At 35.5% G+C, this 26,053-nt stretch carries 21 protein-coding genes; 15 read left to right on the forward strand and 6 right to left on the reverse strand.

The window, feature by feature from the left end; genetic code table 11:
• The 9 genes from ACFQ39_RS05315 (at nt 1) to ACFQ39_RS05355 (ending at nt 13,592) form a co-directional block, all read left to right on the forward strand.
• Nucleotides 1–2,454 carry a TonB-dependent receptor plug domain-containing protein gene (locus ACFQ39_RS05315; RefSeq protein ID WP_377176950.1) on the forward strand — a complete coding sequence of 818 codons (2,454 nt, stop codon included), beginning with the start codon at nt 1–3 and terminating at the stop codon, nt 2,452–2,454.
• Between the two features lie 79 nt (nt 2,455–2,533).
• Entirely contained in the window at nt 2,534–3,865 is a 1,332-nt protein-coding gene (gene tilS / locus ACFQ39_RS05320; RefSeq protein WP_377176951.1) for a tRNA lysidine(34) synthetase TilS, read from the forward strand.
• Complete coding sequence (locus ACFQ39_RS05325) at nt 3,858–5,864, forward strand: protein-disulfide reductase DsbD family protein (protein ID WP_377176952.1); 2,007 nt, start codon at nt 3,858–3,860, stop codon at nt 5,862–5,864. Before tilS ends, ACFQ39_RS05325 begins: the two co-directional genes overlap by 8 nt.
• Nucleotides 5,865–5,883: 19 nt before the next feature.
• The gene (locus tag ACFQ39_RS05330; protein WP_377176953.1) at nt 5,884–6,651 is read left to right on the forward strand and encodes a DUF3108 domain-containing protein; all 768 of its coding nucleotides are present in this window, start codon (nt 5,884–5,886) and stop codon (nt 6,649–6,651) included.
• A 57-nt stretch (nt 6,652–6,708) separates the two neighbouring features.
• The gene (locus ACFQ39_RS05335) at nt 6,709–7,968 is read left to right on the forward strand and encodes a M23 family metallopeptidase (protein WP_377176954.1); all 1,260 of its coding nucleotides are present in this window, start codon (nt 6,709–6,711) and stop codon (nt 7,966–7,968) included.
• Nucleotides 7,969–7,977: 9 nt separating this feature from the next.
• On the forward strand, nt 7,978–9,552 hold the full coding sequence (gene pgi / locus ACFQ39_RS05340; protein WP_377176955.1) for a glucose-6-phosphate isomerase: 1,575 nt from the start codon (nt 7,978–7,980) through the stop codon (nt 9,550–9,552).
• 103 nt (nt 9,553–9,655) lie between these two features.
• A complete protein-coding gene (locus ACFQ39_RS05345) occupies nt 9,656–12,295 on the forward strand; it encodes a TonB-dependent receptor (RefSeq protein ID WP_377176956.1) in 2,640 nt (879 codons plus the stop codon).
• 99 nt (nt 12,296–12,394) lie between these two features.
• Nucleotides 12,395–12,823 carry a hypothetical protein gene (locus ACFQ39_RS05350; protein WP_377176957.1) on the forward strand — a complete coding sequence of 143 codons (429 nt, stop codon included), beginning with the start codon at nt 12,395–12,397 and terminating at the stop codon, nt 12,821–12,823.
• A 22-nt stretch (nt 12,824–12,845) separates the two neighbouring features.
• Nucleotides 12,846–13,592, forward strand: a complete 747-nt coding sequence (locus ACFQ39_RS05355) for a lysophospholipid acyltransferase family protein (RefSeq protein WP_377176958.1) — start codon at nt 12,846–12,848, stop codon at nt 13,590–13,592.
• Here the strand turns inward: ACFQ39_RS05355 and ACFQ39_RS05360 are convergent.
• The 6 genes from ACFQ39_RS05360 to ACFQ39_RS05385 form a co-directional block, all read right to left on the reverse strand.
• On the reverse strand, nt 13,585–14,373 hold the full coding sequence (locus tag ACFQ39_RS05360) for an amidohydrolase (RefSeq protein ID WP_377176959.1): 789 nt from the start codon (nt 14,371–14,373) through the stop codon (nt 13,585–13,587). The two genes, ACFQ39_RS05355 and ACFQ39_RS05360, sit on opposite strands and share 8 nt — an antisense overlap.
• 3 nt (nt 14,374–14,376) lie before the next feature.
• Nucleotides 14,377–15,513, reverse strand: a complete 1,137-nt coding sequence (locus tag ACFQ39_RS05365) for a methionine aminotransferase (protein WP_377176960.1) — start codon at nt 15,511–15,513, stop codon at nt 14,377–14,379.
• Nucleotides 15,514–15,534: 21 nt separating this feature from the next.
• Nucleotides 15,535–16,173: a carbonate dehydratase gene (gene can, locus ACFQ39_RS05370; protein ID WP_377176961.1), complete on the reverse strand. Its 639-nt coding sequence runs from the start codon at nt 16,171–16,173 to the stop codon at nt 15,535–15,537.
• A 97-nt stretch (nt 16,174–16,270) separates the two neighbouring features.
• On the reverse strand, nt 16,271–17,011 hold the full coding sequence (locus ACFQ39_RS05375) for a succinate dehydrogenase/fumarate reductase iron-sulfur subunit (protein WP_377176962.1): 741 nt from the start codon (nt 17,009–17,011) through the stop codon (nt 16,271–16,273).
• A gap of 37 nt (nt 17,012–17,048) precedes the next feature.
• Nucleotides 17,049–19,049: a fumarate reductase/succinate dehydrogenase flavoprotein subunit gene (locus ACFQ39_RS05380; RefSeq protein WP_377176963.1), complete on the reverse strand. Its 2,001-nt coding sequence runs from the start codon at nt 19,047–19,049 to the stop codon at nt 17,049–17,051.
• Nucleotides 19,050–19,058: 9 nt separating this feature from the next.
• Nucleotides 19,059–19,694, reverse strand: coding sequence for a succinate dehydrogenase cytochrome b subunit (locus ACFQ39_RS05385; RefSeq protein WP_377176964.1), 636 nt, complete (start codon nt 19,692–19,694; stop codon nt 19,059–19,061).
• A gap of 191 nt (nt 19,695–19,885) precedes the next feature.
• On the opposite strand from ACFQ39_RS05385, the gene ACFQ39_RS05390 reads away from it, so the two are divergent.
• The 6 genes from ACFQ39_RS05390 to ACFQ39_RS05415 all read left to right on the forward strand — a co-directional run bounded on the left by ACFQ39_RS05390 (nt 19,886) and on the right by ACFQ39_RS05415 (nt 26,051).
• Nucleotides 19,886–20,455, forward strand: a complete 570-nt coding sequence (locus ACFQ39_RS05390) for a sigma-70 family RNA polymerase sigma factor (RefSeq protein WP_377176965.1) — start codon at nt 19,886–19,888, stop codon at nt 20,453–20,455.
• Nucleotides 20,456–20,465: 10 nt separating this feature from the next.
• Nucleotides 20,466–20,741 carry a hypothetical protein gene (locus tag ACFQ39_RS05395; RefSeq protein ID WP_377176966.1) on the forward strand — a complete coding sequence of 92 codons (276 nt, stop codon included), beginning with the start codon at nt 20,466–20,468 and terminating at the stop codon, nt 20,739–20,741.
• 81 nt (nt 20,742–20,822) lie between these two features.
• Nucleotides 20,823–22,232, forward strand: a complete 1,410-nt coding sequence (gene cls / locus ACFQ39_RS05400) for a cardiolipin synthase (protein ID WP_377176967.1) — start codon at nt 20,823–20,825, stop codon at nt 22,230–22,232.
• Between the two features lie 9 nt (nt 22,233–22,241).
• Nucleotides 22,242–22,883 carry an O-methyltransferase gene (locus ACFQ39_RS05405; protein ID WP_377176968.1) on the forward strand — a complete coding sequence of 214 codons (642 nt, stop codon included), beginning with the start codon at nt 22,242–22,244 and terminating at the stop codon, nt 22,881–22,883.
• Nucleotides 22,884–22,966: 83 nt separating this feature from the next.
• Nucleotides 22,967–24,979, forward strand: coding sequence for a ComEC/Rec2 family competence protein (locus ACFQ39_RS05410; protein ID WP_377176969.1), 2,013 nt, complete (start codon nt 22,967–22,969; stop codon nt 24,977–24,979).
• 64 nt (nt 24,980–25,043) lie between these two features.
• Nucleotides 25,044–26,051 carry a sugar nucleotidyltransferase gene (locus ACFQ39_RS05415; protein ID WP_377176970.1) on the forward strand — a complete coding sequence of 336 codons (1,008 nt, stop codon included), beginning with the start codon at nt 25,044–25,046 and terminating at the stop codon, nt 26,049–26,051.
• Nucleotides 26,052–26,053 lie beyond the last annotated feature (2 nt).

Raw genomic sequence — 26,053 nt, forward strand, 5'->3', positions numbered from 1 at the left:
ATGAAAAATCAAGTCTCTTTTCTACTCTTTTTTATGGGTCAATTGTTGGTGGCACAACATTGTTTTGTGTTCGATAAAGACAGTGGTTTCCCAATACAAAACGTGTCGATTTTCAATGAAATGAATGATAAAGTTGTATTGACAGATAAAAATGGTAGAGCCGATTTGTCTTCTTTTTCTGAAATGGATATTTTGTTTTTTACCCACATTTCTTATGTAGAATTGGAAGTCTTGAAAAAACATGTTGTCAATACAGATTTAAAAGTTTTTATGCAGTTTAAAGCAGAGTCTTTAGATGAAGTTTTTTTGTCCGTCACTAAAAAATCTGAAAGTCGATCGAGAATTGCAGAACAAGTAGCTGTCTTTTCAATCAAAGATATTCAAAGGTTTTCTCCTCAGAATTCTGCAGACATGTTGAGTGATATTCCGGGCATCAGAGTCCAGAGAACTCAATTTGGAGGAGGAAGTCCGGTTTTAAGGGGGATGGAATCGAACAGGGTTTTATTGGTTGTTGATGGAGTAAGAATGAACAATGCAGTTTATCGAAAGGGCCATCTTCAAAATTCGATAACCGTTTCACCAAATATTTTAGAAAGAACGGAGGTCATTTTTGGGCCATCTTCGGTTATTTATGGTTCGGATGCTTTGGGTGGCGTAATTCATTATTATACCCGAAAACCTCATATTAGTGAAATTCACAGGGCAAATGTAGATTTTATGACCCGTTATAGCTCTGTAAACGATGAGTTTACATCATATGGTGGTGTTGAACTTCAGTTTCCGAAATTTGCATCTTTTACAGCAATAACCTACAGTAATTTTGGGGATCTTAGAATGGGTAAAAATAGAAGACACGGATTTGATGATTGGGGAAAACAGTTTTATTATTCTGATAATACAGATCGATATTACAATCCTTACCCTATAGAAAATGACAATACAAGTATTCAACGAAATATAGGATATGAACAATTAGATATTTTGCAAAAGGTAATTTTGCCGGTATCAAAAAACACAGATATTTTATTCAATTTGCAGTACAGTACTTCCTCAGATATCCCTAGATATGACAAATTAAATGAATATGGTGACGACGGTTTAAAGTATGCGGAATGGCACTATGGCCCGCAAAATAGATTTTTGTTATCAACTCAATTGTTGCTCAATCCGAACAAGTCATATATGAAAACTGGGGCGATTACTTTGGCCTATCAAGATATTGAAGAATCTAATGTGGAAAGAAGGTTTTCTAATTTAGACAGAAGTTCCGAACTTGACAATATAGATGTATTTAGTATTAACGCAGATTTTAGCACACCATTGAACAACGAGTCAAAACGCGTATTTTCTTATGGAGCTGAAATGGCATATAACGATGTTACTTCTACATCTTTGGGTGAAACTTTAGAAGTTGAAGGGAATAAAATCACAGGTGTTTCTGCATACTATAACACGCCGACAAGATATCCTGATGGTGGAAGTAATTACACCAGTTTGGCCGCATATGTTGATTTTAGGCAAGATCTATCTCCGCAATCTACTCTAAATACCGGAGTGAGACTAACCCATACAGACCTCAACGCGAAATGGATAGATTCTACTTTTTTTGATTTACCATATGACAAAGTGCACCTAAGAAATACAGCGGTAACACTAACGGCGGGATATGTGTTTAAGCCAACACAAGATTGGCAAATAAATACTGTTTTTTCTTCAGGATTTAGATCGCCGAATATTGATGATATAGGAAAAGTGAGAGAAAAAAGGGGTAAGGTTTCGGTACCTAATACAAACCTCAGACCAGAATATGCCTATAATTTTGAATTAGGGATCAATAAATATTTCTTTAGTCGAAATTATTATGTGAGCTTAACAGGCTACTATACGTTGCTAGATGATTATATCTATCGTGCTCCTCATGAAATCAATGGAAGTAATACCATTATTTACGAAGGCGAAGAACTGGAAATGACGGCCAATGTAAATATGGATAAGGCATACGTGATTGGAAGCACCTTACTATTTAGAGGAAATTTCACAAATACTTTAACAGGGAATGCGTCGTTGACCCTTACAAAAGGGAAAGCATACGACACAGGAGAACCTATGTCTTCTATACCACCCATTTTTGGAAATGTCGGATTAGACTATAACAAAAACCGATGGGATTCTGGCCTATACTTCCGCTTTAATGGTAGAAAAAAACTGGAAGATTTTAATTTGGATGAGGGAATAGATAACGTCGAAGAAACACCATTTATAGTAGAAACACAATCCTATTATGGCACTCCTTCATGGATGACTTTAGATTATTACCTTAGATATAGAATTACAAATCAAATTCATTTACAGGCTGGTGTCGATAATATTTTTGATGAACATTACAAAGAATTCGCCTCGGGAATAAGCGCCCCCGGAAGAAATTATGCCCTAACTCTTTCGGCCAGTTTTTAAACATTTTATCATGATACTTTACTGCTTAGCCTTGAGATAATTAAAAGTAATACTTTTGTATTCATAAACGCTCATTATTGTGTTACAAGAATTTAGAGATCATATACAATCTCAATTTCCTGAATTCACTGGGAAAAAACTACTACTCGCAATTTCAGGAGGGATAGATAGTATTGTTTTGGCGGATTTACTCCAAAAGATCAAACTGGATTTTTCATTTGCACATTGTAATTTTCAATTAAGAGCTACAGAATCTGAAGGCGATGAAGCTTTCGTAAAAGATTTGGCAAAAAAGTATAACCTTACCTGTTTTACTAAAAGATTTGACACAAATAAATACGCTAAAGAATTTGGACTTTCTACCCAAATGGCTGCCAGAGAATTACGGTATACTTGGTTTAAAAATTTAATGGAAACCCAAAAGTGCGATTATTTGCTTACTGCCCATCATGCTGATGATGAATTAGAAACCTTTTTCATTCATTTTTTAAGAGGTACTGGGCTAGATGGTTTTTTGGGAATTCCTCCCAAAAACGAATACATCAGAAGACCATTACTTCCATTCAGCAGAAACGATATAGAAATTTATGCTGAAGAGCAGCAATTAAATTGGAGAGAAGACGCCTCAAATGCTGAATTGAAATATGAACGAAATAGAATTAGGCATATCATCATTCCAGAACTCCTCAAAATGCAACCTCAATTACACAAAGTTTTTAATAGAACTCAGCAGCATTTAAAGCAAAGTAGATCTTTGATCGATCAGTTCATGGATAAAGCAAAAGCACAGATCTGTCAATGGGATGAGAATAATTATTTGAAAATCAATTTAGAACAATTAGACAATTTTTCAGATTCCAATGCTGTCTTATATGAAATATTGAAAAATTTTGGTTTCAAAGATTGGAAAAGCATCAAAGATTTAAGAACAGCACCCTCTGGCAAAAGGATTTTTTCGAATAATTATATTTTACTGAAGAACAGGAAAGAATTAATTCTCTATCCTATGACTAATGAGCCGGATCAACCCGAAATTAGCATACCCAACTTACCGGTTTACCATACCTTTGGGAAAAAAGTTTTAAAAAGCGAAAAGATTAGAGACGGACTTAAAATGCTATCTAATCTCACTAAAAACCAGATCATTATTGATACAGATAAGTTAAAGTTTCCTTTATCCGTAAGAAAATGGCAAAAAGGCGACTACTTTTATCCCATCGGACTAAATGGTTCTAAAAAATTAAGTGATTTTTTTAAAGACCTCAAGCTTTCTTCAATCGAAAAAGAAAATATTTGGTTACTTTGTTCCGAGAATAAAATTGTTTGGGTGATTGGCGAAAGAATGGATGACCGTTTTAAAATAGACTCAGACACAAAAAATAGTATAAAATTTGACATCAGTAATGGTTAAAAAGCACCTTTTTTTTCTTCTGTTATTCTTTTCCTTTTTTGCTCTTCAAGCACAAATATTTGATCCTGTAAAATGGGAAACATCGGTAAATAAAATTTCCGACAACGAGTATGATTTAACTTTAAAAGCCCAATTAGAATCTAATTGGCATTTGTATGCTCAGAAAATTCCAGATAATGGACCTATTCCTACAACCATTAGTTTTGAGGGGGCAGGAAAAGATTTTGAGTTAATAGGTGAAACCCAAGAAGGGGAAGGCCATGAAGCTTATGATGAGGTCTTTGAAATGGACATCAAATTTTTTGAAGAAGAAGCTGTATTTGTTCAAAAAGTGAGGTTAATAAACTCAGACATCACTTTAATCAAAGGGTCCGTTGAGTTTATGGTTTGTGATGATAAGAATTGTCTACCTCCAACTTCTGAGCAAATCCTTTTTCAATTAAAGTTAAGCCCTCAAACTTCGCCAATTATTTCAGATAAGAATAATAACACGGTCAGCGGTATGGCAGGTTCTGAGGATAAAGAGGAGAATAAGGTCAAAAAAGAAATCAAACCCCAAAACACCAAAAAAGATAAGAGCAGTTTATGGCAGTTGTTCTTTCTTTCTTTTATCGCCGGATTCGCAGCACTGCTTACACCCTGTGTTTTCCCAATGATTCCAATGACGGTAAGCTTTTTTACAAAACAAAGTAAAAACCGAGCCATGGGAATCAGAAATGCGATTATTTACGGAATTTCGATCATTGTGCTTTACGTAGGTTTAGGAACTATTATCACGGCTATCTTCGGTGCAGATTCTTTAAATGCGCTATCTACAAATGTTTGGTTTAACATTATTTTCTTTGTTTTATTGGTGGTTTTTGCTATCTCCTTTTTAGGGGCGTTCGAAATTACTTTACCCAGCTCGTGGGGAACAAAAGTGGACTCACAGGCAGATAGAGGAGGATTTGTAGGCATATTTTTTATGGCCTTGGCACTTGCCATTGTTTCTTTTTCATGTACAGGCCCAATTGTTGGTACAGCTCTCGTAGCTGCAGCAGCTCAAGGTGGAATTGCGCCAGTAATCAGTATGTTCGGTTTTTCTTTGGCTATTGCATTGCCTTTTGCACTTTTTGCGGCTTTTCCCGGATGGCTTAATTCGCTACCAAAATCGGGAGGTTGGTTAAATACGGTGAAAGTGGTTTTAGGATTTTTAGAGCTGGCCCTGGCTTTTAAATTTTTGTCGAATGCAGACTTGGTTTTACAAGCCCATTGGTTGGAACGCGAAGTGTTCTTAGCCATTTGGATTGCAATTTTTGGAGCCCTAGCCTTATATCTATTGGGAAAAATCAAATTACCACACGATTCAGATCAAAATCATATTTCGGTCGGAAGACTTTCTTTTGGATTAGTTGTATTGGCCTTTACTATTTATATGGTTCCAGGTTTATGGGGAGCTCCACTAAAATTGATTAGTGGGTTTCCACCTCCGATGCAATACAGCGAATCACCCAACGGTATTGGAACGGGTTCAATTGTAACAGAATTAGGAGATGATTTGCCTAAAAGTGCGCATATTGGTCCACATGGAATTATCGCCTTTTTAGATTATGAAGAAGGATTGGCCTTTGCCAAAAAAGTAAATAAACCTGCCATGATAGATTTTACGGGGCATGCTTGTGTGAATTGTAGAAAAATGGAAGAGAAAGTATGGTCAGATCCCGAAGTACTGAATGTCTTAAAGAATGATCTTGTTTTGATTTCGCTTTATGTTGATGATAAACGAGAATTACCCGAAGATGAGCAATACGAATCAGACATTACGAATAAAAGAATTGAAACCATAGGGAATAAATGGAGTGAGTTTCAAATAAAAAAGTATGCAGCAAATGCACAGCCTTATTACGTTTTAATCGATCATAATGGAGAAAATTTAAATGAGTATTCTGCCTATAACCCTGATATCGATGAATATTTGGCCTGGCTAAATGAAGGAATCGGCAATTTTAAATCAAATTGATTTTTAGTGACCTAGAATAATGAAAAGACTTGTTTTCCTTTTCCTGTTTTATTCATTTGTCCTGAAGGCACAAAATAAACTTCCCTTTAAACAGGGGGAATTCCTGTCTTATCAGGTTTCTTATGGCTTAGTTACTGCTGGGGTTGCCAATCTAGAATTAAAGAATCCCTCTTTAAAAGGCAAGAATTATCTCCACATTATTGGAACTGGTGTTTCTACTGGAATTACAGATTTCTTTTTCAAAGTCGAGGATAGATATGAGTCATATTTTGATGCTGAAACCCTAAGACCCCATAGATTTATTCGCAAGATTAAAGAGGGAGGACATTCAAAAGACAAAGAAATTTTTTTTGATTTTAATAGAAAGGAAGCAAAAGTTATCAATCATAAAAAAAATAGAACAGAATTCTTTCCTATTGAAAAAGATGTTCTGGATATGCTTTTGTCCGTTTACTATTTTAGAGCGATGGATTTTTCAAAACTGGAAGATAATGAAGTAATAAACATGAAAATGTTCTATGATGAAACAACACACCCATTTCAACTTAAAGTACTTGGAAGAGAAATGGTGAACACAAAATTTGGAAGAATAAATTGTTTGAAGGTTGTCCCGATGGTAGAAAAGGGAAGAGTTTTTAAAGAAAATGAAAGCTTGACCATTTGGTTTTCTGATGATCAAAATAAAATACCGATCAAATTGAAAGCGTCAATTTTAGTTGGAAGCATCAAAATGGAATTAGATAATTATACCGGTTTGGCCTATCCGCACAGCACTATTTTTAACTAAATTATAAGTCTAAATGTGTATAAATTAATTAGTTTTGCACAAAAATACTTGGGGAAGTTGAAAAAGATAATTGTTATTAGTTTGGCCTTTGTGGCTCTTTTTTCCTGCAAAAGAGATCAGGAAGAAAAAAATGAAATGGTAGAAGTAGTAGAAGAAGCTTTACCGGAAATCATTGAAGAATTTGGCTATATTCTCAACGATTTTAAAGTAATAAAAGATACTATCCGCTCCGGAGAGACCTTTGGAGAAATTTTATACAGAAATCATGTCGATCATCCAGAGATTTTTAAAATAGCCGAAAGAGCAAAGGACACTTTTGATATCAGAAAACTTGTTGCTGGAAAACCCTATACAATTTTAGCTAAAAAAGATACAACAGAAAAAGCCCAGGTTTTTATATACGAACCCAATAGGATAGAGTATCTTATTGTTGATTTTAGAGACAGTGTACATACAAAATTTGGAAGAAAGGAAGTTAAGATCATAACAAAAACAGCTTCGGGTGTCATCAACTCATCCTTATCAGAAGCCATGGAAGCTCAAGGGCTAAATTATATTTTGGCACACGAAATGTCTGATATTTACGCTTGGACCATCGACTTTTTTCACCTTCAAAAGGGAGATAAATTTAAACTGATTTACGAAGAAAAATATATTCAGGACACAATCCCAGTGGGAATTGGAGCAATTAAAGCAGCCTATTTTGAACACAAAGAAAAACCGATATACGCGTTTAATTTTGTGACAGATTCTACAAAAAACACCTATGACTATTACGATGAACAAGCTAAAACACTTCGCAGACAATTTCTAAAGGCTCCTTTAAAGTTTAGTAGAATTTCATCGAGATATAATCCAAACAGGCGAATAAAGTATTATGGGTATAAATTAAAACCTCATTTAGGAACTGATTTTGCCGCACCGACAGGGACACCCATTTTAAGCACCGCAAATGGGACAGTGATCGCTTCAACCTATAATCCTGCAAATGGGAATTATGTAAAAATCAAACATAACGCAACTTACACTACTCAATATTTGCACATGAGTAAAAGAAAGGTGAGAAAGGGAGATTTTGTAAAGCAAGGCGATGTGATTGGATATATTGGAATGACAGGAAATACTTCTGGCCCACATGTGTGTTATCGTTTTTGGAAAAACGGGAAACAGGTAGACCCGCTTCGCGAAAAACTGCCCTCAGCTGAACCAATAAAAGAAAGTATCAAAGGTCAATACATGGCCTATATAGAACCTATAAAAACTACATTGGATCAGATTCCGGTAAAAACGGAAGAAATGGCCATGATAAACGAATAAATCAGAAGCATGTCACTCAAAAATATCAACCCAACACAGACAAAATCTTGGAAATCGTTAGAAGCACATTACCAATTGGTCAAAGATGTGCCAATGAAAAAACTTTTTCAACAAGATAAAGACAGAACAGAAAAATTCACGGCTTCTTTTGAGGATATTGATCTAGATTTTTCTAAAAATAGGATAGATGATAAGACCTTGGAATTACTTCTTCAGTTAACCAAAGAAACTGATCTGAAGGATGCCGTTGAAAAATTTTTTGCAGGAGAGAAAATCAATACGACAGAAAACAGGGCTGTTTTGCACACGGCACTCAGAAATCAGAATACAAATAAAATTTTGGTCGATGGTGTCGATGTAATGCCAGAAGTGAAAAGTACCCTGGAAAAAATGAAAACTTTTTCTGAAAAAATTATAGGAGGAGACTTAAAAGGTTATTCAGGAAAGAATTTTACCGATGTTGTGAATATTGGCATTGGTGGATCCGACTTAGGACCCAGAATGGTAGTAGAGGGATTACAGTTTTACAAAAACCATTTAAATACTCATTTTGTTTCGAACATAGATGGAGATCATGTATATGAAACCTTAAAAAAACTCAATCCGGAAACAACACTTTTTGTCATTGTCTCCAAAACTTTTACCACCCAAGAGACACTTACGAATGCGGAAACTATTCAAGCATGGTTTTTAGAAAAGGCAAAAAGATCTGATATTAAACACAACTTTGTCGCTGTTTCTACGAATCTTCAGAAGGTGATCGATTTTGGTATTGCCGAAGAAAATATTTTCACCATGTGGGATTGGGTTGGAGGACGATATTCGTTGTGGAGTGCAGTTGGACTATCTATTAGTTTGTCGATTGGCTTTGATCAATTCCAAAAATTTTTAGAAGGAGGATTTGCCATGGACGAACATTTCAAAAATGCTTCTTATGACAAAAACTTACCTGTTTTACTAGCATTAATTACAATATGGTACAATAATTTTTGTGGTTCTGAATCTGAAGTTGTTATTCCTTATACCCAATATTTAGAGAATTTTGCACCGTTTTTACAACAGTTATCGATGGAAAGTAACGGGAAATCGGTCGATAGAGGCGGCAATCAGGTAAACTATCAAACGGGAAATATTATTTGGGGAAATACAGGAACAAATGTTCAGCATGCTTTTATGCAATTGTTGCATCAAGGAACAAAAATTATTCCTGTTGATTTTATTGGTTTTAAAGAATCTTTATTTGGGAACCAAGACCACCATAAAAAACTGATGGCCAACTTTTCAGCACAAGCCGAAGCTTTGTATAAAGGTAAATCCAAAGATGAGGTTTACTTGGACATGAAGCTCAATAATCAGCTAGATAAAGTTGAACAATTATTACCCTTTAAAGTGTTCGAAGGAAATAAGCCATCAAATACCTTGTTGGTAAAAAAGTTAACACCCTATAATTTAGGTGCACTCATTGCCATGTATGAACACAAAACCTTCGTTCAAGGTGTCATTTGGAATATTTTTAGCTTCGATCAATTTGGGGTAGAACTCGGAAAGGAATTAGCCAATAAATTACTGACAGTAAATAGTTAAAAATTGTTAACTATTTCTTAACTAAACGAACCATTATTTTAACAAAATAATGGTTTTTTATTGTAATTTTGCGCCGTTAAATAAAAATACAAAAACAAACTTTATGAAAAATTTCACAAAATTTTTTACTGTTATTTTGTTTTTTACCGGTACAGTTTTATTCGCACAAACAACAATTACGGGATCGGTAAAAGACGAAAATGGTTCGCTTCCTGGAGCGAACGTTGTCGTTAAAGGAACGTCAAATGGAACTACAACTGATTTTGATGGAAACTTTTCCTTGGAAGTAAATAATGGAAAAGGAGCACTAGAGATTTCATTTATCGGATTGGCCACAAAATCTGTCTCTTTCAATGCTACAGGCCAGCCAATTAATTTAGGTGCAATTCTTTTAAGTGCAGACGACAATGTATTACAAGAAGTAGTATTAGTTGGTACAGGGGTTATTGACTTAGCAGAGGGAAGAGAAACTCCAATTGCAGTGTCAACGATTAAAATTAAAGAAATCCAAACCAAAATAGGTGCGCAAGATATTACCGCATCAATGGTAAATACTCCATCGGTATATGTGGCCGGTCAAGCAGGAGGTTTTGGTGATTCTAGAATCGCAGTTCGTGGATTTGGACAAGACAATACGGCATTCTTATTAAACGGACAACCAATCAACGGAATGGAAGACGGGTTGATGTATTGGTCAAACTGGTCAGGAATGTCCGATATCGCCAATGGAATTCAGATACAAAGAGGTTTGGGTTCATCAAAATTAGCAATCTCTTCTGTGGGAGGTACTGTTAACTTTGTGACAAAGGCCACTGAACAAAGAGAAGGAGGCTTTTTTCAAACAGGGATAGCAAATGACAGTTATTTTAAGAATACATTAGGATATAGCACTGGTATTTTAGACAATGGCTGGGGTGTAACAGCAATGCTAACACATTGGCAAGGAGATGGTTATAATGACGGAACAAAAGGTCAAGGACAAAACTATTTTCTTTCTATTGGATATAAATTGAGCGAAAGTCATAATTTTAACTTTTTGATTACTGGAGCCCCACAATGGCACGATCAAAACTTTACAAAATCTATTTCAACATATTTGGAGTACGGGAAAAAGTATAATAATAACTGGGGTACTTTAAACGGAAAGTATGAAACAGAAAGAAGAAACTTCTATCATAAACCGGTTGCTAACCTAAACTGGGACTGGAAAATTGATGAAACTTCAAATTTGTCAACCGTGCTTTATGCCTCTTGGGGTAGAGGAGGTGGAACTGGAAATTATGGTTCAAGAGTTAGAACAGAAGATGGTCTTGTAGATTTTGATGCAATCGTTGCCAACAACAATGCCGCAGGTGGAGAGGGAATGTTTGGTAATGGAACCTATTTAGTGAGGGCTTCTATGAACAACCATAACTGGTATGGTTTAGTTTCTAACTACGAGAAAGAATTAAATGAAAATTTGACTTTAAATGTTGGAGCAGACCTAAGAACTTATTACGGTACCCACTTTAGACAAGTTGAAAACTTTTTAGAATTGAATAGTTGGACTGAAAGTCGTAGTCTAAGAGATGATACGCACCAAAGAGTAACAGATCCTGTTTTTAATACAGTAACTGAATCTTTTGCTGCAAACCCATGGACGGCCACTTTTAACACCATGCCGGAAGATCAAAGAATTGATTATGACAATAGCGAGCGTATTTCTTATGGTGGTATTTTTGGTCAATTAGAATATGCCAATGAAATTTTCTCTGCATTCTTTCAAGGAGCCGTTTCTACGCAAAGTCACCAAAGATTCGACAGATATGATTATTTGCCAGAATATGAAGATTCAGAAAAAGTAAATAATGTAGGATATAACCTAAAAGGTGGAGGTAGCTTTAGAATTAATGATCAAAACCAAGTGTATGCAAACACTGGATATTATTCTCGTCAGCCTTACCATGACAATATTTATTTGGACTTTACTAACGAAATCAACCCTTTGACCGAAAACGAAAAAATATTTGGTCTTGAAGCGGGATATTCATTTAGAAGCAGAATTTTCAATGCCAATGTGAACTTGTATAGAACTTCTTGGAAAGACAGAGTTACTACGAACTCAAGAATTACTCAGGGTGAAGAAACCATCGGTGGAATTGTTGTACCGGAAGGCACACAAATTTTTATTACCAATGAAGGTGTAGAACAATTGCACACAGGTCTTGAATTGGACTTTGGTGTGAGACCAATTGATAATTTAAATGTAAGAGGGTTTTTATCTGTAGGAAATTGGGAATATAAAGGAGAAGTGTTTACAACCATTCGCGATGAGGATCGCAACGTGTTAGATCGTGATGGACAAGATGTTGATGGCGGTAAAGTTGGTGATGCAGCTCAATTTACAGCAGGTTTGGGATTGAATTATCGAATTATCGAAAGATTATCGGTTGATTTTGACTGGAGATATTATGACAATCTTTACGCAACAGTTAGCGCGAGAAAGAAGAATTTAGAATTGCCTTCTTATAATTTGGCAGATTTTGGTATCTCTTACGGATTGCCATTAGGAAGTTCAGGTAAAAAATCAATAGATTTTAGAGTAAACGTAAACAACGTTTTTGATACGGAATATCTGTCAGAATTAAGATCAGCTAATTTTGCTGAAGCAGGTGATGAAACTTACAAAGGAATCAATGTTTCTAACCAAGGATATTTTGGTTGGGGAAGAACATGGAATGCTTCTGCGAGATTCAACTTCTAAAATTTTTATCATAAAAGTAGAAAAACCCATTTCCATTGCGAATGGGTTTTTTTATTTGTTTTAATTCTTAAATTTGCTTCCAACAAAAAAATACTACTCATGTTAAAAATGCTACACTCAGGTTGGGCGTATATCGCTTTAATCGTCTTAGTTGTTGCTGTTGTCAATGCCGCAATTGGTTTCTTCTCCAAAAAAAGTTTCCAAGAAAAAGATCTTCGTATTCCATTATTCACGCTTATTGTTTACCATATTCAATTAATAATCGGTTTGATTGCCTACTTTGTCTCAGCTCAATTTGCTTATGTCAGACAAAATGGAATGGGTGCCGCCATGGGAGAACCTGAGATTAGAATGGTCATAATGGAGCATCCCTTAATGATGATTTTAGCGATTGTTTTAATCACCATGGGCTTTTCTAAACATAAAAAACAAGTAACAGATAATGGGAAATTCAAAACAATATTTATTTATTATGGAATTGCTTTGTTATTCGTTTTAAGCAGAATTCCTTGGAGTCAATGGTTTTAATTTCTTTTATTAGAAAATAAGTATGTCAATTTTAGAAAAGCTTATTTCTTATCCCTTAAGTATTTTACATTACTTTTTTTTCGGGTTGGTTTTAGTGATTTTTTGGCCAATTCAATGGGTGAGTCTTAAGTTAGGAGGATATCAAGGGCACAAAAAGTCTGTTGATATCATGAGTTTTTTCTTGGTAGGCACCCTATATGTATTGGGAACAAGGGTGAGCTTTAGAAATAAGCAAAATTTACCTCTGGGAGTTCCCTTAATTTTTGCATCAAACCATCAGAGTATGCATGATATTCCTGCTCTAGGCTTCTTTTTGCGAAAATATCATCCAAAATTTGTGTCAAAAATTGAGTTGGGAAGAGGTATCCCCAGTATCTCTTTTAATTTAAGACATGGAGGATCGGTTTTAATCGATAGAAAAGATGCAAAACAATCCCTCGGCGCACTCATGAAATTTGGGAAATATCTAGAAGACAATAATAGATCCGCTATCATTTTCCCGGAAGGAACAAGAAGCAGAGACGGAGTACCAAAAAGATTTTCTGAAAATGGATTAAAAATGATGATAAAAAAAGCCCCGTCATCATACGTTGTCCCCATTACGATCAATAATTCCTGGAGAATTGTTCGCTTTGGGAATTTTCCTCTAGGAGTTTTTGATCACCTTACTTTTGATGTACACGAACCTATCAAATCAGACAGTATGCCTTTTGAAGAATTGTTTCTAAAGGTGGAAAAATCCGTGAAAGATGCCGTTGTAGTTAATTGAGGTTTAAATGAAACTCGTCTCGGTCTTCTAAAAAAGAAAACCTTTTCCGAGTAGTGATGAGATGTTCTTTTTCTAAGGTAACTGATTTTATTCCTTCTACATTCTCTTCAAATGAAAGTAGAGTAGCTCCGAAAGCATCGTAGACAGCAGAGTGCCCGGTATAAATGAGATCATTATCATCAACACCAACCCTATTTAACCCAATCGTATAACACAAATTTTCAATACTGCGGGCTTTTAATAGCGTATCCCAGGCATTTATCCGTGCATTGGGCCAGTTGGCCACAAAGAGCAAAATATCGTAATCTGAGTCATTTCTAGCCCATACGGGGAAGCGCAGATCATAACAGATCAATGGGAAAATTTTAAAGCCTTTGTATTCAAAAGTTATTCTTTTTCTCCCGGCTTCAAAAACAGTGTGCTCTCCGGCGTAAGAAAATAGATGTCGTTTATCGTAAAAAATCGTCTTACCATTAGGGAAAGCAACAACCAGCCTATTATAACATTTTTCATTTTCTTTAATTAATACAGATCCTATGACCACGGCATTTTTCTGCTCTGCTTTTTTGAGCATCCATTGTACGGTCGGTCCTTCCATGGTTTCTGCCAAATGATTGGCATTCATGCTAAATCCGGTACTGAATAACTCAGGCAATAGAATCATATCCGTTTGCTCGCGTATAGAATCTATCTTTTGTTCAAAATGAATTCTATTTTCCTCTAACTTTTCCCAATATATATCGGTTTGAACAAGGGTTACTTTAAGGGTGCTATTATTCATATGTCATAATTTTCTGAGTATATCCGCTGCTTTTTCAAGCGTATCATTTTTCTTGGCAAAACAAAAGCGCAGCAGTTTAAGATCCTTTTTAGGCTTATAAAAAACAGAGATAGGAATGGAAGCAATTTTGTGATCAACTGTTAAATGCTCTGCATATTTTTCATCGTTCAGGTCTGTGAGTTCTGCATAGTTGAGCAATTGAAAATAAGTTCCTTTAGATGGAGTAAAGGTAAACCGGGAATCTTTGATTAAAGACAAAAATGTATCTCTCTTTTGTTGATAAAACTGGGGTACTGATAAATAATTACTTTCTTTTTTTAAAAACTCGGCTAAAGCCTTTTGTATGGGATGGTTTACACTAAAAACTACGAACTGATGGATTTTTCTAAATTCGTGCATTAGTCTCTCGGGAGAGGCACAATAACCCATTTTCCATCCTGTGTTGTGAAATGTTTTTCCGAATGAGCCCACCACAAACGATCTGCTAGCCAAAGAAGGAAAACGGCTAACACTATGATGAATTTCGTTATCAAAAATAATATGTTCATAGACCTCATCACTCAAAATCAAAATATTCGTTCCCTCAACAAATCCCTCTAATTTTTTCATGTCCCCCAGGCTCAAAATTGTACCCGTTGGATTATGTGGAGAATTAATTATAATCATTTTGGTTTTATTATTCTTAACAGCCTGGACTTCTTCCCAAGGAATAGAATAATCTGGCGCTTTTAGAGCTATTTCTCTAACGATTCCGCCCTGAGCTAAAATTGTTGGAGCATAACTGTCATAGGCAGGGGCAAAAACAATTACCTCATCACCAGAGAAAATAAAGGATGATAAAATGGTGTAAATGGCTTGCGTAGCGCCACAAGTTACCGTAATCTCAGAGTCTGGATGATAATAATATTGATGAAGAAGTTCTATTTTTTGCGAAATAGCCTCTCTCAATTCTATCAAACCGGGCATGGGTGCATATTGATTATAGCCCTCTTTCATCGCCTTCGTTACCAAATTGATCAATTCGGGAGAAGAAGGAAAGTCGGGAAAGCCCTGAGAAAGATTTATGGCATTTTGTTCCGCTGCCAATTGACTCATTTTGGCAAAAATACTTGTAGGGATATCCGGAAGTTTACTGCGCATATATGAAATCCAACCTCTGTATTAGAAGTCTAATTGATAGTTTTCAGACAATTCGTCGTCATCGGTAAAATTAATGCCAAGGTCTTGAATGATTCCATCATTTAGATCATATACCCAACCGTGTATAGCTAAGAATTGACCTTTTCGCCATGCGTTTTGAACGATACTCGTTTTGGCTAAATCGTAAACTTGTTCTTTTACATTCAGCTCCACAAAACGATTAAATTTCTTTTGCTCATCCTTGATTGCGTCCAGATCTTTTTGATGAAATCGATACACATCCTTTAAATGTCTGATCCAGTTATCTATGATTCCATAAGAATGGTTACCCATCGCAGCTTTCACTCCTCCGCAACCGTAATGTCCGCAAACAATAATGTGCTTTACTTCTAAAACATTTACGGCATAATCCAATACAGAAAGCATATTCATATCGGTATGAATGACCATATTTGCGATGTTACGGTGAACAAAAACTTCACCTGCTTGTGCACCTATAATCTCATTGGCAGGCACCCTTGAATCCGCACATCCGATCCATAGTAATGGTGGTTTTTGGCCTTCGGCTAGCCGTTTAAAAAATTCTGGATCGAGGTTTAATTTTTCTTGAACCCATTGTTTATTGTTGTCTAGCAAGGACTGGTAAAAATCTGTTGACATCTCTTTTTTTTTATAAATATAAGGCAAAAAGCGTTGTATATGAAAACAAAAAAACCGTTAAGAAAACTTAACGGTTAGTTTTTTGATTTAAAGTTTTTTAGATGCTTGCCTTCAAATACTCTCTATTCATTCTGGCAATATTATCCAGAGAAATACCTTTCGGACATTCTACTTCACAGGCTCCAGTGTTGGTACAGTTACCAAAACCTTCTTCGTCCATTTGCCTAACCATATTTAAAACCCTGTCCGCTGCTTCAATCTTTCCTTGGGGGAGTAAGGCAAATTGAGAAACTTTTGCCGAAACAAATAACATGGCACTTGAGTTCTTACAAGACGCGACACAAGCTCCACAGCCGATGCAAGCTGCAGCATCCATAGATAGGTCTGCATCTTTTTTAGGGATAGGAATAGCATTGGCATCTTGAGTATTTCCTGAAGTATTCACAGAAATATACCCTCCTGCTTGTTGTATTCTTTCAAAAGCTGTACGATCGACGATCAAATCTTTGATGACCGGAAAAGCTTTCGCTCTAAAAGGTTCAATATATATAGTATCACCATCGTTAAACATTCTCATATGCAACTGGCAGGTTGTTATGCCTCGATCAGGACCATGTGCTTCGCCGTTGATGTACATAGAGCAAGTGCCGCAAATGCCTTCTCTACAATCATGATCAAAAGCAACGGGCTCTTCACCTTTCGCGACCAGGCTTTCATTGAGAATATCCATCATTTCTAAAAATGACATGTGGCCTTCTATATCGGAGATTTTATAATCGACTAATTTACCTTTGTCTTGGGCATTTTTCTGTCTCCAAATTTTTAATGTAAGATTCATCTTTCCAAATAGTTTAAATTCAGACAATAAGTCTAAGTTATTTATAAGACCTTGTTTTTAATTCAATGTCTTTAAATTCGAGATTTTCTTTGTGTAAAATAGCTTCACTAGGTTTACCAGTATATTCCCATGCAGCAACATAAGCGTAATTCTTATCATCTCTTAGTGCTTCTCCCTCAGGGGTTTGATATTCTTCTCTAAAATGACCTCCACAAGATTCATTTCTTTCAAGGGCATCTTTCGCAAATAACTCACCTAACTCTAAGAAATCAGCTACTCTTCCTGCTTTTTCAAGCTCAGGATTCAATTCATGAATACCTCCGGGAACTCTAACATTTTTCCAAAAATCATCTCTGATCTCTTGAATTTCTTTAATGGCCTCTTTTAGTCCTTTTTCATTTCTCGCCATTCCAACTTTATCCCACATTATTTTACCTAGTTTTTTGTGGTAATAATCTACGGAGTGTGTTCCCTTATTATTTACAAAAAACTCTAATTGTTGCTTGGCTTCTTTTTCGGCCTGTTCAAATTCGGGCCCATCAGTTGGGATAGTTCCGGTTCTAATGTCCTTTGAAAGATAATCGCCTATGGTATAAGGTAAAACAAAATAACCATCGGCTAGACCTTGCATTAGGGCAGAAGCTCCTAAACGGTTTGCTCCGTGATCTGAGAAATTCGCCTCACCGATACAATACAATCCTTCTACGGTAGTCATTAAATTGTAATCTACCCACACGCCTCCCATGGTATAATGCGTAGCTGGATAAATCATCATCGGTGTTTTGTATGGATTTTCATCGACAATTTTTTCATACATCTGAAATAAGTTTCCGTACTTTTCTTCGATGATTTTTTCTCCTAACTCAGTGATTTTTTCTTTAGAGGCATTATCAATACCCTGAATTTTTGCCTGTGTTTTTCCATAGCGTTCTATCGCAGAGGCAAAATCGAGGTAAACAGCTTCTCCTGTTTTATTGACACCAAAACCTGCGTCACATCTTTCTTTTGCCGCTCTAGAGGCAACATCCCGAGGAACAAGGTTACCAAAAGCAGGATATCTTCGCTCTAAGAAATAATCTCTGTCCTCTTCTTTCAACTGAGTGGGTTTTAATTTTCCCTCACGAATGGCTTTTGCATCTTCTAATTTATTCGGTACCCAAATACGACCGTCATTACGCAAAGATTCTGACATCAAAGTTAATTTTGACTGGTAATCTCCACTTCTCGGTATACAAGTTGGGTGAATTTGAGTAAAGCAAGGATTGGCAAAAAACGCACCTTTTTTATGAATTTTCCATGCGGCAGTCACATTAGAACCCATAGCATTGGTAGATAAGAAATAGACATTGCCATAACCGCCTGTAGCAATAACAACAGCATGTGCAGAATGCCTTTCCAATTCTCCTGTCACTAAATCTCTGGCAATAATTCCTCTGGCTTTTCCGCCAATTTTCACAACATCCAACATTTCATGTCGGTTGTACATGGTAATTTTTCCACGAGCAATTTGTCGGTTCATGGCCGAATAGGCACCCAACAATAATTGTTGCCCGGTTTGTCCCTTTGCGTAAAAAGTTCTCGAAACCAACACACCCCCAAAAGAACGGTTATCTAATAATCCGCCATAATCTCTCGCAAAAGGAACACCCTGAGCTACGCACTGGTCGATAATATTTGTCGAAACTTCAGCCAGTCTATAAACATTTGCTTCTCTCGAACGATAATCTCCTCCTTTAACAGTATCATAAAATAAACGGTAATCAGAATCACCGTCTCCCATATAATTTTTTGAGGCATTAATTCCTCCCTGAGCGGCAATTGAATGCGCTCTTCTGGGCGAATCTTGGTAGGCAAAAGCTTTAACGTTGTATCCTAATTCTGCTAAAGTAGCAGCTGCCGAACCGCCTGCAAGACCTGTACCTACAACAATAATGTCAATATTTCGTTTGTTGGCCGGATTAACGAGGTCGATTTTGTTTTTATAATTTGTCCATTTGTCTTTAATAGGACCTTCTGGAACTTTAGAGTCTAATTTCATAACTGTTGTTTAATTAGCAAAATAAAAATAGATGGCGATGACTGAGAAGCCTAGTGCGATAAAATAGCTATAGGCCACACCTAGATTTTTAACACATTTCAAATATTTGGGAGATCTGGCACCAACACTTGTAAAAGATGATTGGAAACCATGACTTAAATGGATTCCCAACATAACAAATGAAATGACATAAAGCACCACATATATTGGATTTTTAAAAAGTTGAGTAACTAATTCATAGTCATCAGGAACTTCTCCGAATTTGATTTCAACAAAGAAATCCTTAATGTGTAGAATCAAAAAAAGCAAGATAATAACGCCGGTAACAATCATGTTTCTAGATGCCCAACCCGCATTGGCTGCAGGATTGTTCTTTGCGTATTTGATTGGTCTTGAAGCCTTATTTTTCAATTCAAGTTTAATACCCATAATAATATGAATGATAAAACCTGCGGCCAATACATATTGCATAACCTGAATTAGTGGGTTATGACCCATAAAGTGCGATGCTGCATTAAACGTTTCTTGTCCGGCAAAGAGCGTTAAGTTTACGCCCAAATGCACCAATAAGAAAATGATCAAGAACAAACCTGACAAAGACATCACGACTTTTCTGCCTAAAGATGAAGATAAAAATCCACTCATTTTTGTTATAAATTTTGAAAGTACAAATATAAAATTTGATTTATGGATTATCAACAATTAGAAAATTTAAAATCGAACGCCTGTTAATTTAGATTCGTTTTAAATAAGGCTATTTTTTTGCCATTCTTGCGCAACTTTAAAAGATTTTTGACATTGAGGAGATTTGTATATTTACAAGCTAAATTGAGTTCATGACCGAACAAAAAACACATGAATTGAACCCAGAGAAATGGGTACAATTACATTCTGATTTTCTTTTTCAATATGCAGTTGCGAGAGTTAGTAATCACGATATGGCCAAAGATTTGGTGCAAGAAACCTTTTTTTCTGGCTTAAAAGGATTGGAAGGCTTTCGAGGTCAGGCTTCAGAGCGCACATGGTTGATTTCCATTTTAAAACGAAAAATCATCGATTACTACAGAAAAATAAATTCAGATAAAGGAAAAAGAGAAATCAATATGAGCTTTTTTGAGGAGGGTGAAAATCAGGGTGGCTGGATCGAAGCATTGGCACCAAAATCTTGGGATAACTTTGCTGATAAAGACATTGAAAATACTGAATTGGGAAAAGTGCTTAACGATTGTATCCAGAGGTTGCCGGAAAAATACAAAATTGTTTTTTTATTAAAAACGGAAAGTCAATATGAATCTGAAGATATTTGTAATGAACTGGGCATCAGTGCGTCAAACCTATGGGTAATCATACATCGCGCTCGAGTACAGCTCAGAAAATGTATAGAAACGAATTGGTTTAATAAATAAATGGTTAGAAATGTTTAAAAGATTTATTATTTCCTGCAATGAGGCAACAACCATTTGTGATAAAAACCAGTACGGAGAGGCCACAATTTTTGAGAAAATTAAATTGAGTTTGCACATTTTTGTTTGTGCTTATTGTAAAAAGTATACCGAGCAAAATTCTTTAATGACACATTTTTTTAATTCATATTTAGAAAATCCATGTAAAGGCAATCATTTAGAAGAATCAGAAAAAGCTGAATTAGAAAAAACCCTGTTAGATGAAATTAAAAAGTCACAAAAAAAGTAGGAATACTTCAATTTAAAATAACCGACGAACATTTTCACTATTTTTGATCAATGAGTCAATTTTATGGACGAATTTCTGAGCATGAATAGTGTATTCATCATTTTTTATTACCTGGCAGTTAGTGTTCTTGTGGTTGTCATCATTTTAGAACATCGAAATCCGGGGAAAGCTTTTGCCTACATTTTCTTGCTCCTTCTATTCCCTGTAATTGGTTTAATACTGTACTTCATCTTCGGCTTTCATTACCAGAAAAAAGTACTCTATAAGCGACTTCGAAATTATCACAACGACTTTCTAAAAACCATCGATGCAAAGAGAAAGTTTCCGAAAAAGGAATTTGAGGGTACACTGGAAAAACTCTCAGAACTTTTTTACAACATAGACCGAGTGCAATTTTCTGAAAAGAATGAAGTGCAAATTTTATTTAACGGAGAAAAAAAATTTCCAGTTGTCTTGGAAGAAATTGAAAAAGCGAAAGAATTTATTTACCTAGATTATTATATCATAAATGATGACAATATTGGAAATGATATTTTTGATTTACTCTTGAAAAAATCAAAAGAAGGATTAAAAGTAAAGGTCTTGTACGATGATGTTGGGAGCTCTATAAAGAGAAAGAGAAAAACAGAATTGAGGTCTGCCGGAATCGAAATACACGCTTATATGCCTGTTCTGTTCAGTCAATTTGCACACAAAGCAAACTATAGAAATCACAGAAAAATAATTATTATCGACGGATTTACCGGGTTTTTAGGCGGAATAAACATTTCGGACGTATATATAAATTCGGATGCAAACAAGCTTTTTTGGAGGGATACGCATGTAATGATAAAAGGGGAAGCAACAATTGAATTGCAATTTTTGTTTATCAATGATTGGTTTTATGCGACAGGGAAAAAGGTAAGCCCGGTGTTGGATATTAATTTTTCTGCAATAAAACAAAAAACCTACGCTTGTGTTTTAGGAAGTGAGTACGGATCTAATTTTGAAACCATTATGGAGGCTTTTGTAGGTCTGATCAGCCTGGCAAAAAAAGAAATAGTTATCAACACACCTTACTTTGTTCCGCCAGTTACGATTCTTCAGTTGTTAAAAATTAAGGCAAAATGCGGTATAAAAATTAAGTTATTGGTTCCAAGAAAACCCGATATCAAAACTGCTTTTTACGCTTCATATTCTTATATTTTGGAACTTATAGAAAGTGGAGTGGAGGTTTATGCCTATACCAAAGGAATGATGCATGCCAAAACCATGGTTATAGACAAGAAAATTTGTACCATTGGAACATCTAATTTTGATCACAGAAGTTTTAGTTTGAATTCTGAAGTGAATGCTTTTTTTATTGACGAAGACCTATGTATTGAGCTTCTCCAACAATTTGAAGAGGATGTAAAAAATGCATATCTTATTGATTTGAAATCATTAAAAAACAGGCCCTGGTATAAAAAAGGAATAAGCGCAGCCGCCAGACTTTTAGCGCCAATTTTGTAATTTTGTCAAATGGAATTTATCAGTAAAGAATTAGACGTATATGTGGTGAATCACAGTGAGGATGAACCTGAGCTATTGAGTGAATTGAGCAAAGAAACCTGGCAAAAAGTATTGGCGCCAAGAATGTTAAGCGGACATTATCAGGGAAGGTTACTCTCACTTATCTCAAAAATGATTCATCCCAAAACCATTCTTGAAATCGGAACCTATACGGGTTATTCTGCTCTTTGTCTGGCCGAAGGTTTAAAGCAAAACGGCATTTTACACACGATAGATAAAAATGAAGAGTTAGCCGATTTTCAACAACGCTTTTTCGACCAATCGCCCTACAAAGATCAAATTGTAAAACACATGGGTGATGCTCTTGAGATTATCCCTATGCTCAAAGAAAAGTTTGATCTGGTCTTTATTGATGCTGATAAAAGTAATTATTCCAACTATTTTGATTTGGTCATTGATAAAATGAATCGAGGGGGAATTATATTGTCGGATAATGTACTATGGAGCGGAAAAGTTTTAGAAAAAGTGGAGGAAAATGATATTGATACTGAACAGATCATCCTCTTCAATCAGAAGGTCAAAGAAGATAACAGAGTTGAAACCATTTTATTGCCAATTCGCGATGGGCTATCGCTTTGCCGAGTGAAATAGAAAAGCTATATCAGCTTTAAACTAAATATTTTTTAGTCAGATGTTTACCATATTGTGCGGTTTGCATAAAGGGGTAAAAAGTTTTGGTAAGATTTGACTATATCCCAACTTGGCTGAGTCTATTTTTAATCCTTGGAATTTTATGCGGAAAAGAGTTTAACCTTTCTTCTTCAACCTTGTTTTTCAGCTCTTTGGGTTTGATAATTGGCTTAGGCTTTTTTTTGTTTAGAAGTCATCGGAAGATTGGAAGGAATAACTTTTTTTTGCTCTTTTCAGCATTGACTTTTTTCATTATCGGAGTAAATTCCTATTTCATTCATCAAATTGTCAATCAAAAAGCGCATTATAAAAACCATGTAACAGATTCTTCCGCAATTCTTTTAGAGATAGAGAAGGAATTAAAACCTTCACAAAACAACCATAAATACATAGCCATTGTTCGTCAAATCGATCAAACTGCAGTTCGGGGTAAAGTAGTATTGTTCGTACCAAAAAAGGAATTTTCGTTAGCTCCGGGAGATCGATTGTTGACAAAAACAACTTTGGTGCCTATTCATACAGCCTTAAATCCGAATGATTTTGATTATAGGAAGTATATGCAAAATGAACAGATTAGCGAGCAAATTTTTATCAGCGAAAACAACTCAATCGAGCTATCGCCGAATAAAAATCTTGGAAGAAGCGCTTTTTTGATGAGAGAAAAAATTTCGAACTCATTGCTCATAAACGATTTTCAGGCATCCCTATTACCTCTGGTTCAGACCCTGTTTCTAGGGCAAAAACAAGATCTGTCTTCAGATGTTTTTGATGAATTTAGGCGTGCCGGTGTCGTTCATATTTTGGCGATATCCGGTTTGCATATCAGTATACTCATCGGTTTTTTATTTCTTGTTTTTCAACCAATAACAAAATTTAAAAAAGGGATGACCATTCGGTTAATGTTGGTGCTTTTCGTTTTATGGTTGTATGTTTTTTTGGTTGGTTATTCGGCCTCTGTGGTAAGAGCTGCAACCATGTTTACGGCTATTTCGATTGGATTGTACAGCAAAAAGAAGATCAATGTACAAAGCGCCCTTATTGCCTCCATGTTTATTCTGTTGCTCTTAAATCCCAATTATTTATGGCAAGTAGGTTTTCAAATGAGTTATTTGGCAGTTTTTTTTATAGTCGGATTTTATCCTTTGCTAAGGGTGAAGACCAATTATAAGGTCATTAATTATTTTCTCACTTTGTTATGGGTCACGATCATAGCCCAAACAGGAGTTTTACCCTTAAGTCTTTATTATTTCCATCAAACATCACCACTTTTCTTAATTTCCGGTATTCTTATTCTACCCTTTATCGGCATGCTCTTAGGTATAGGGTTTATAACAATTTTTCTATCTATTTTTGATCTCGCCCCCATACTTCTTGTAAAGATATTTAGCATGACCATAAATATTTTTTATAAGTCAGTTCATTTTATATCGACGCTGAATACATTTGAAATAGAACCGATTTACTTTTCAAAACTTTCAGTTTTTCTCCTTTACTTGATTTTGTTTTCTCTATTTGCTTTTTTAAAGCATAAAAATCAACTGAGTATATACTTAACTCTCTGCTTTATAATTCTTTTACAATTTCATTTCATTCATCAAAAATGGATGACGCAACGAAAAAATCAATTTGTGCTTTTTCATCAATATAAAGAATCCATCTTGCTTGATCAAAAAGGGCAAAAAGTAAAAATATTCGAAACACACCCAAACCGTGAGAACCCCTCAAGTGTTCAATATTTTTTGGAAGCAAATAGAATAAAAGAGATAGAAAAGAGAGGCTTAAAACCAGCTGTTTTAGAGTTCGAGCAGCAATGCCTACTGATTGTAAGCCAAGATTTCCATTTCAGAGAAGTGAATGTCAAACCAAATTTTTTATTGATGTGTAATTCTCCTAAAGTAAATTTTGATAGGATGTTAGATCATTTTCAACCAAAAATGATTCTGGTAGATGGATCGAATTATCCTGATTTGGTTAAAAAATGGCAAAAGACGGCCATGTCAAAAGATATCATTTTTCATTATACGGGTGCAGACGGGGCCTTTGTTTATAGCCACTAATTCCCGGCACTGCTACAATTTTGTTTATATTTGCTCGTTTCATAACAATAAAATATAAGCGTAAATGAAGATCATTGTCCCTATGGCTGGAATAGGCTCGCGTTTGAGACCACACACACTCACCATCCCAAAACCTTTGACGAAAATAGCAGGAAAACCAATTGTTCAACGGTTAGTGGAAGATATCGTTAAAGTGGTAAAACAGTCGGTAGAAGAGATTGCCTTTGTGATAGGTCCAACTTTTCCCAAAGACACGGAAGAGAAATTGATAGAAATTGCTAAGAGTTTAGGCGCAAAAGGAAGTGTTTTTATTCAAGATGAAGCTTTGGGAACAGCACACGCCATTCAATGTGCGAAAGACGCATTAAACGGACCCTGCGTAGTAGCCTTTGCCGATACACTTTTTAAAGCGGATTTCAAAATAGATGAAAATGCTGACGGTTCTGTTTGGGTAAAACAAGTTGACAACCCGAGTGCTTATGGCGTCGTAAAATTAAAAGATAATATCATTACAGATTTTGTTGAAAAACCGACAGAATTTGTCTCTAATCTCGCCATTATTGGTATTTATTATTTCAAAAAGGGCGAAATATTAAGAGATGAAATTCAATATTTATTAGATCATGACATTAAAGAAAAAGGCGAATACCAGCTCACCAATGCCCTTGAAAATATGAAGCAAAAAGGACTGAAATTTGTTCCTGGTGAGGTTTCGGCATGGATGGATTGCGGAAACAAAGAGATTACGGTAGAGACAAATAAAAGAGTATTACAATTTGCACATATGGAAGGTGAAAACTTAGTTTCACCGGATGTGGTTTTAGAAAATTCTAAAATCGTTGAACCTTGTTACATTGGAAAAAATGTAATTTTAAAAGATACGGTTATCGGGCCAAATGTATCACTTGGGGAGGGTTCAGAAGTTATTGATTCTGCGATTAGCAATTCTTTAATACAGAGTAATGTACTCATTAAAAATGCGAGTTTAGACCACGCCATGATTGGAAATCACGTACATTTTGATGGTGATTTTACTTCGGTAAGCCTGGGAGATTATTCGATTTTGAATTAATG

This window comes from Namhaeicola litoreus (assembly GCF_042679565.1).
In the GTDB taxonomy this organism is placed as follows: Bacteria; Bacteroidota; Bacteroidia; order Flavobacteriales; family Flavobacteriaceae; genus Namhaeicola; species Namhaeicola litoreus.

Bases quoted from the DNA above. Each gene is read 5' to 3' on its own strand.
- ACFQ39_RS05355 (WP_377176958.1), top strand. From the start codon at position 12,846: ATGTCAATTTTAGAAAAGCTTATTTCTTATCCCTTAAGTATTTTACAT.
- cls (WP_377176967.1), top strand. From the start codon at position 20,823: ATGAATAGTGTATTCATCATTTTTTATTACCTGGCAGTTAGTGTTCTT.
- ACFQ39_RS05315 (WP_377176950.1), top strand. From the start codon at position 1: ATGAAAAATCAAGTCTCTTTTCTACTCTTTTTTATGGGTCAATTGTTG.
- ACFQ39_RS05405 (WP_377176968.1), top strand. From the start codon at position 22,242: ATGGAATTTATCAGTAAAGAATTAGACGTATATGTGGTGAATCACAGT.
- ACFQ39_RS05385 (WP_377176964.1), bottom strand. From the start codon at position 19,694: ATGAGTGGATTTTTATCTTCATCTTTAGGCAGAAAAGTCGTGATGTCT.
- ACFQ39_RS05415 (WP_377176970.1), top strand. From the start codon at position 25,044: ATGAAGATCATTGTCCCTATGGCTGGAATAGGCTCGCGTTTGAGACCA.
- ACFQ39_RS05360 (WP_377176959.1), bottom strand. From the start codon at position 14,373: ATGAATAATAGCACCCTTAAAGTAACCCTTGTTCAAACCGATATATAT.
- ACFQ39_RS05365 (WP_377176960.1), bottom strand. From the start codon at position 15,513: ATGCGCAGTAAACTTCCGGATATCCCTACAAGTATTTTTGCCAAAATG.
- ACFQ39_RS05390 (WP_377176965.1), top strand. From the start codon at position 19,886: ATGACCGAACAAAAAACACATGAATTGAACCCAGAGAAATGGGTACAA.
- ACFQ39_RS05345 (WP_377176956.1), top strand. From the start codon at position 9,656: ATGAAAAATTTCACAAAATTTTTTACTGTTATTTTGTTTTTTACCGGT.
- ACFQ39_RS05380 (WP_377176963.1), bottom strand. From the start codon at position 19,049: ATGAAATTAGACTCTAAAGTTCCAGAAGGTCCTATTAAAGACAAATGG.
- can (WP_377176961.1), bottom strand. From the start codon at position 16,173: ATGTCAACAGATTTTTACCAGTCCTTGCTAGACAACAATAAACAATGG.
- ACFQ39_RS05330 (WP_377176953.1), top strand. From the start codon at position 5,884: ATGAAAAGACTTGTTTTCCTTTTCCTGTTTTATTCATTTGTCCTGAAG.
- ACFQ39_RS05395 (WP_377176966.1), top strand. From the start codon at position 20,466: ATGTTTAAAAGATTTATTATTTCCTGCAATGAGGCAACAACCATTTGT.
- ACFQ39_RS05375 (WP_377176962.1), bottom strand. From the start codon at position 17,011: ATGAATCTTACATTAAAAATTTGGAGACAGAAAAATGCCCAAGACAAA.
- ACFQ39_RS05325 (WP_377176952.1), top strand. From the start codon at position 3,858: ATGGTTAAAAAGCACCTTTTTTTTCTTCTGTTATTCTTTTCCTTTTTT.
- pgi (WP_377176955.1), top strand. From the start codon at position 7,978: ATGTCACTCAAAAATATCAACCCAACACAGACAAAATCTTGGAAATCG.
- ACFQ39_RS05350 (WP_377176957.1), top strand. From the start codon at position 12,395: ATGTTAAAAATGCTACACTCAGGTTGGGCGTATATCGCTTTAATCGTC.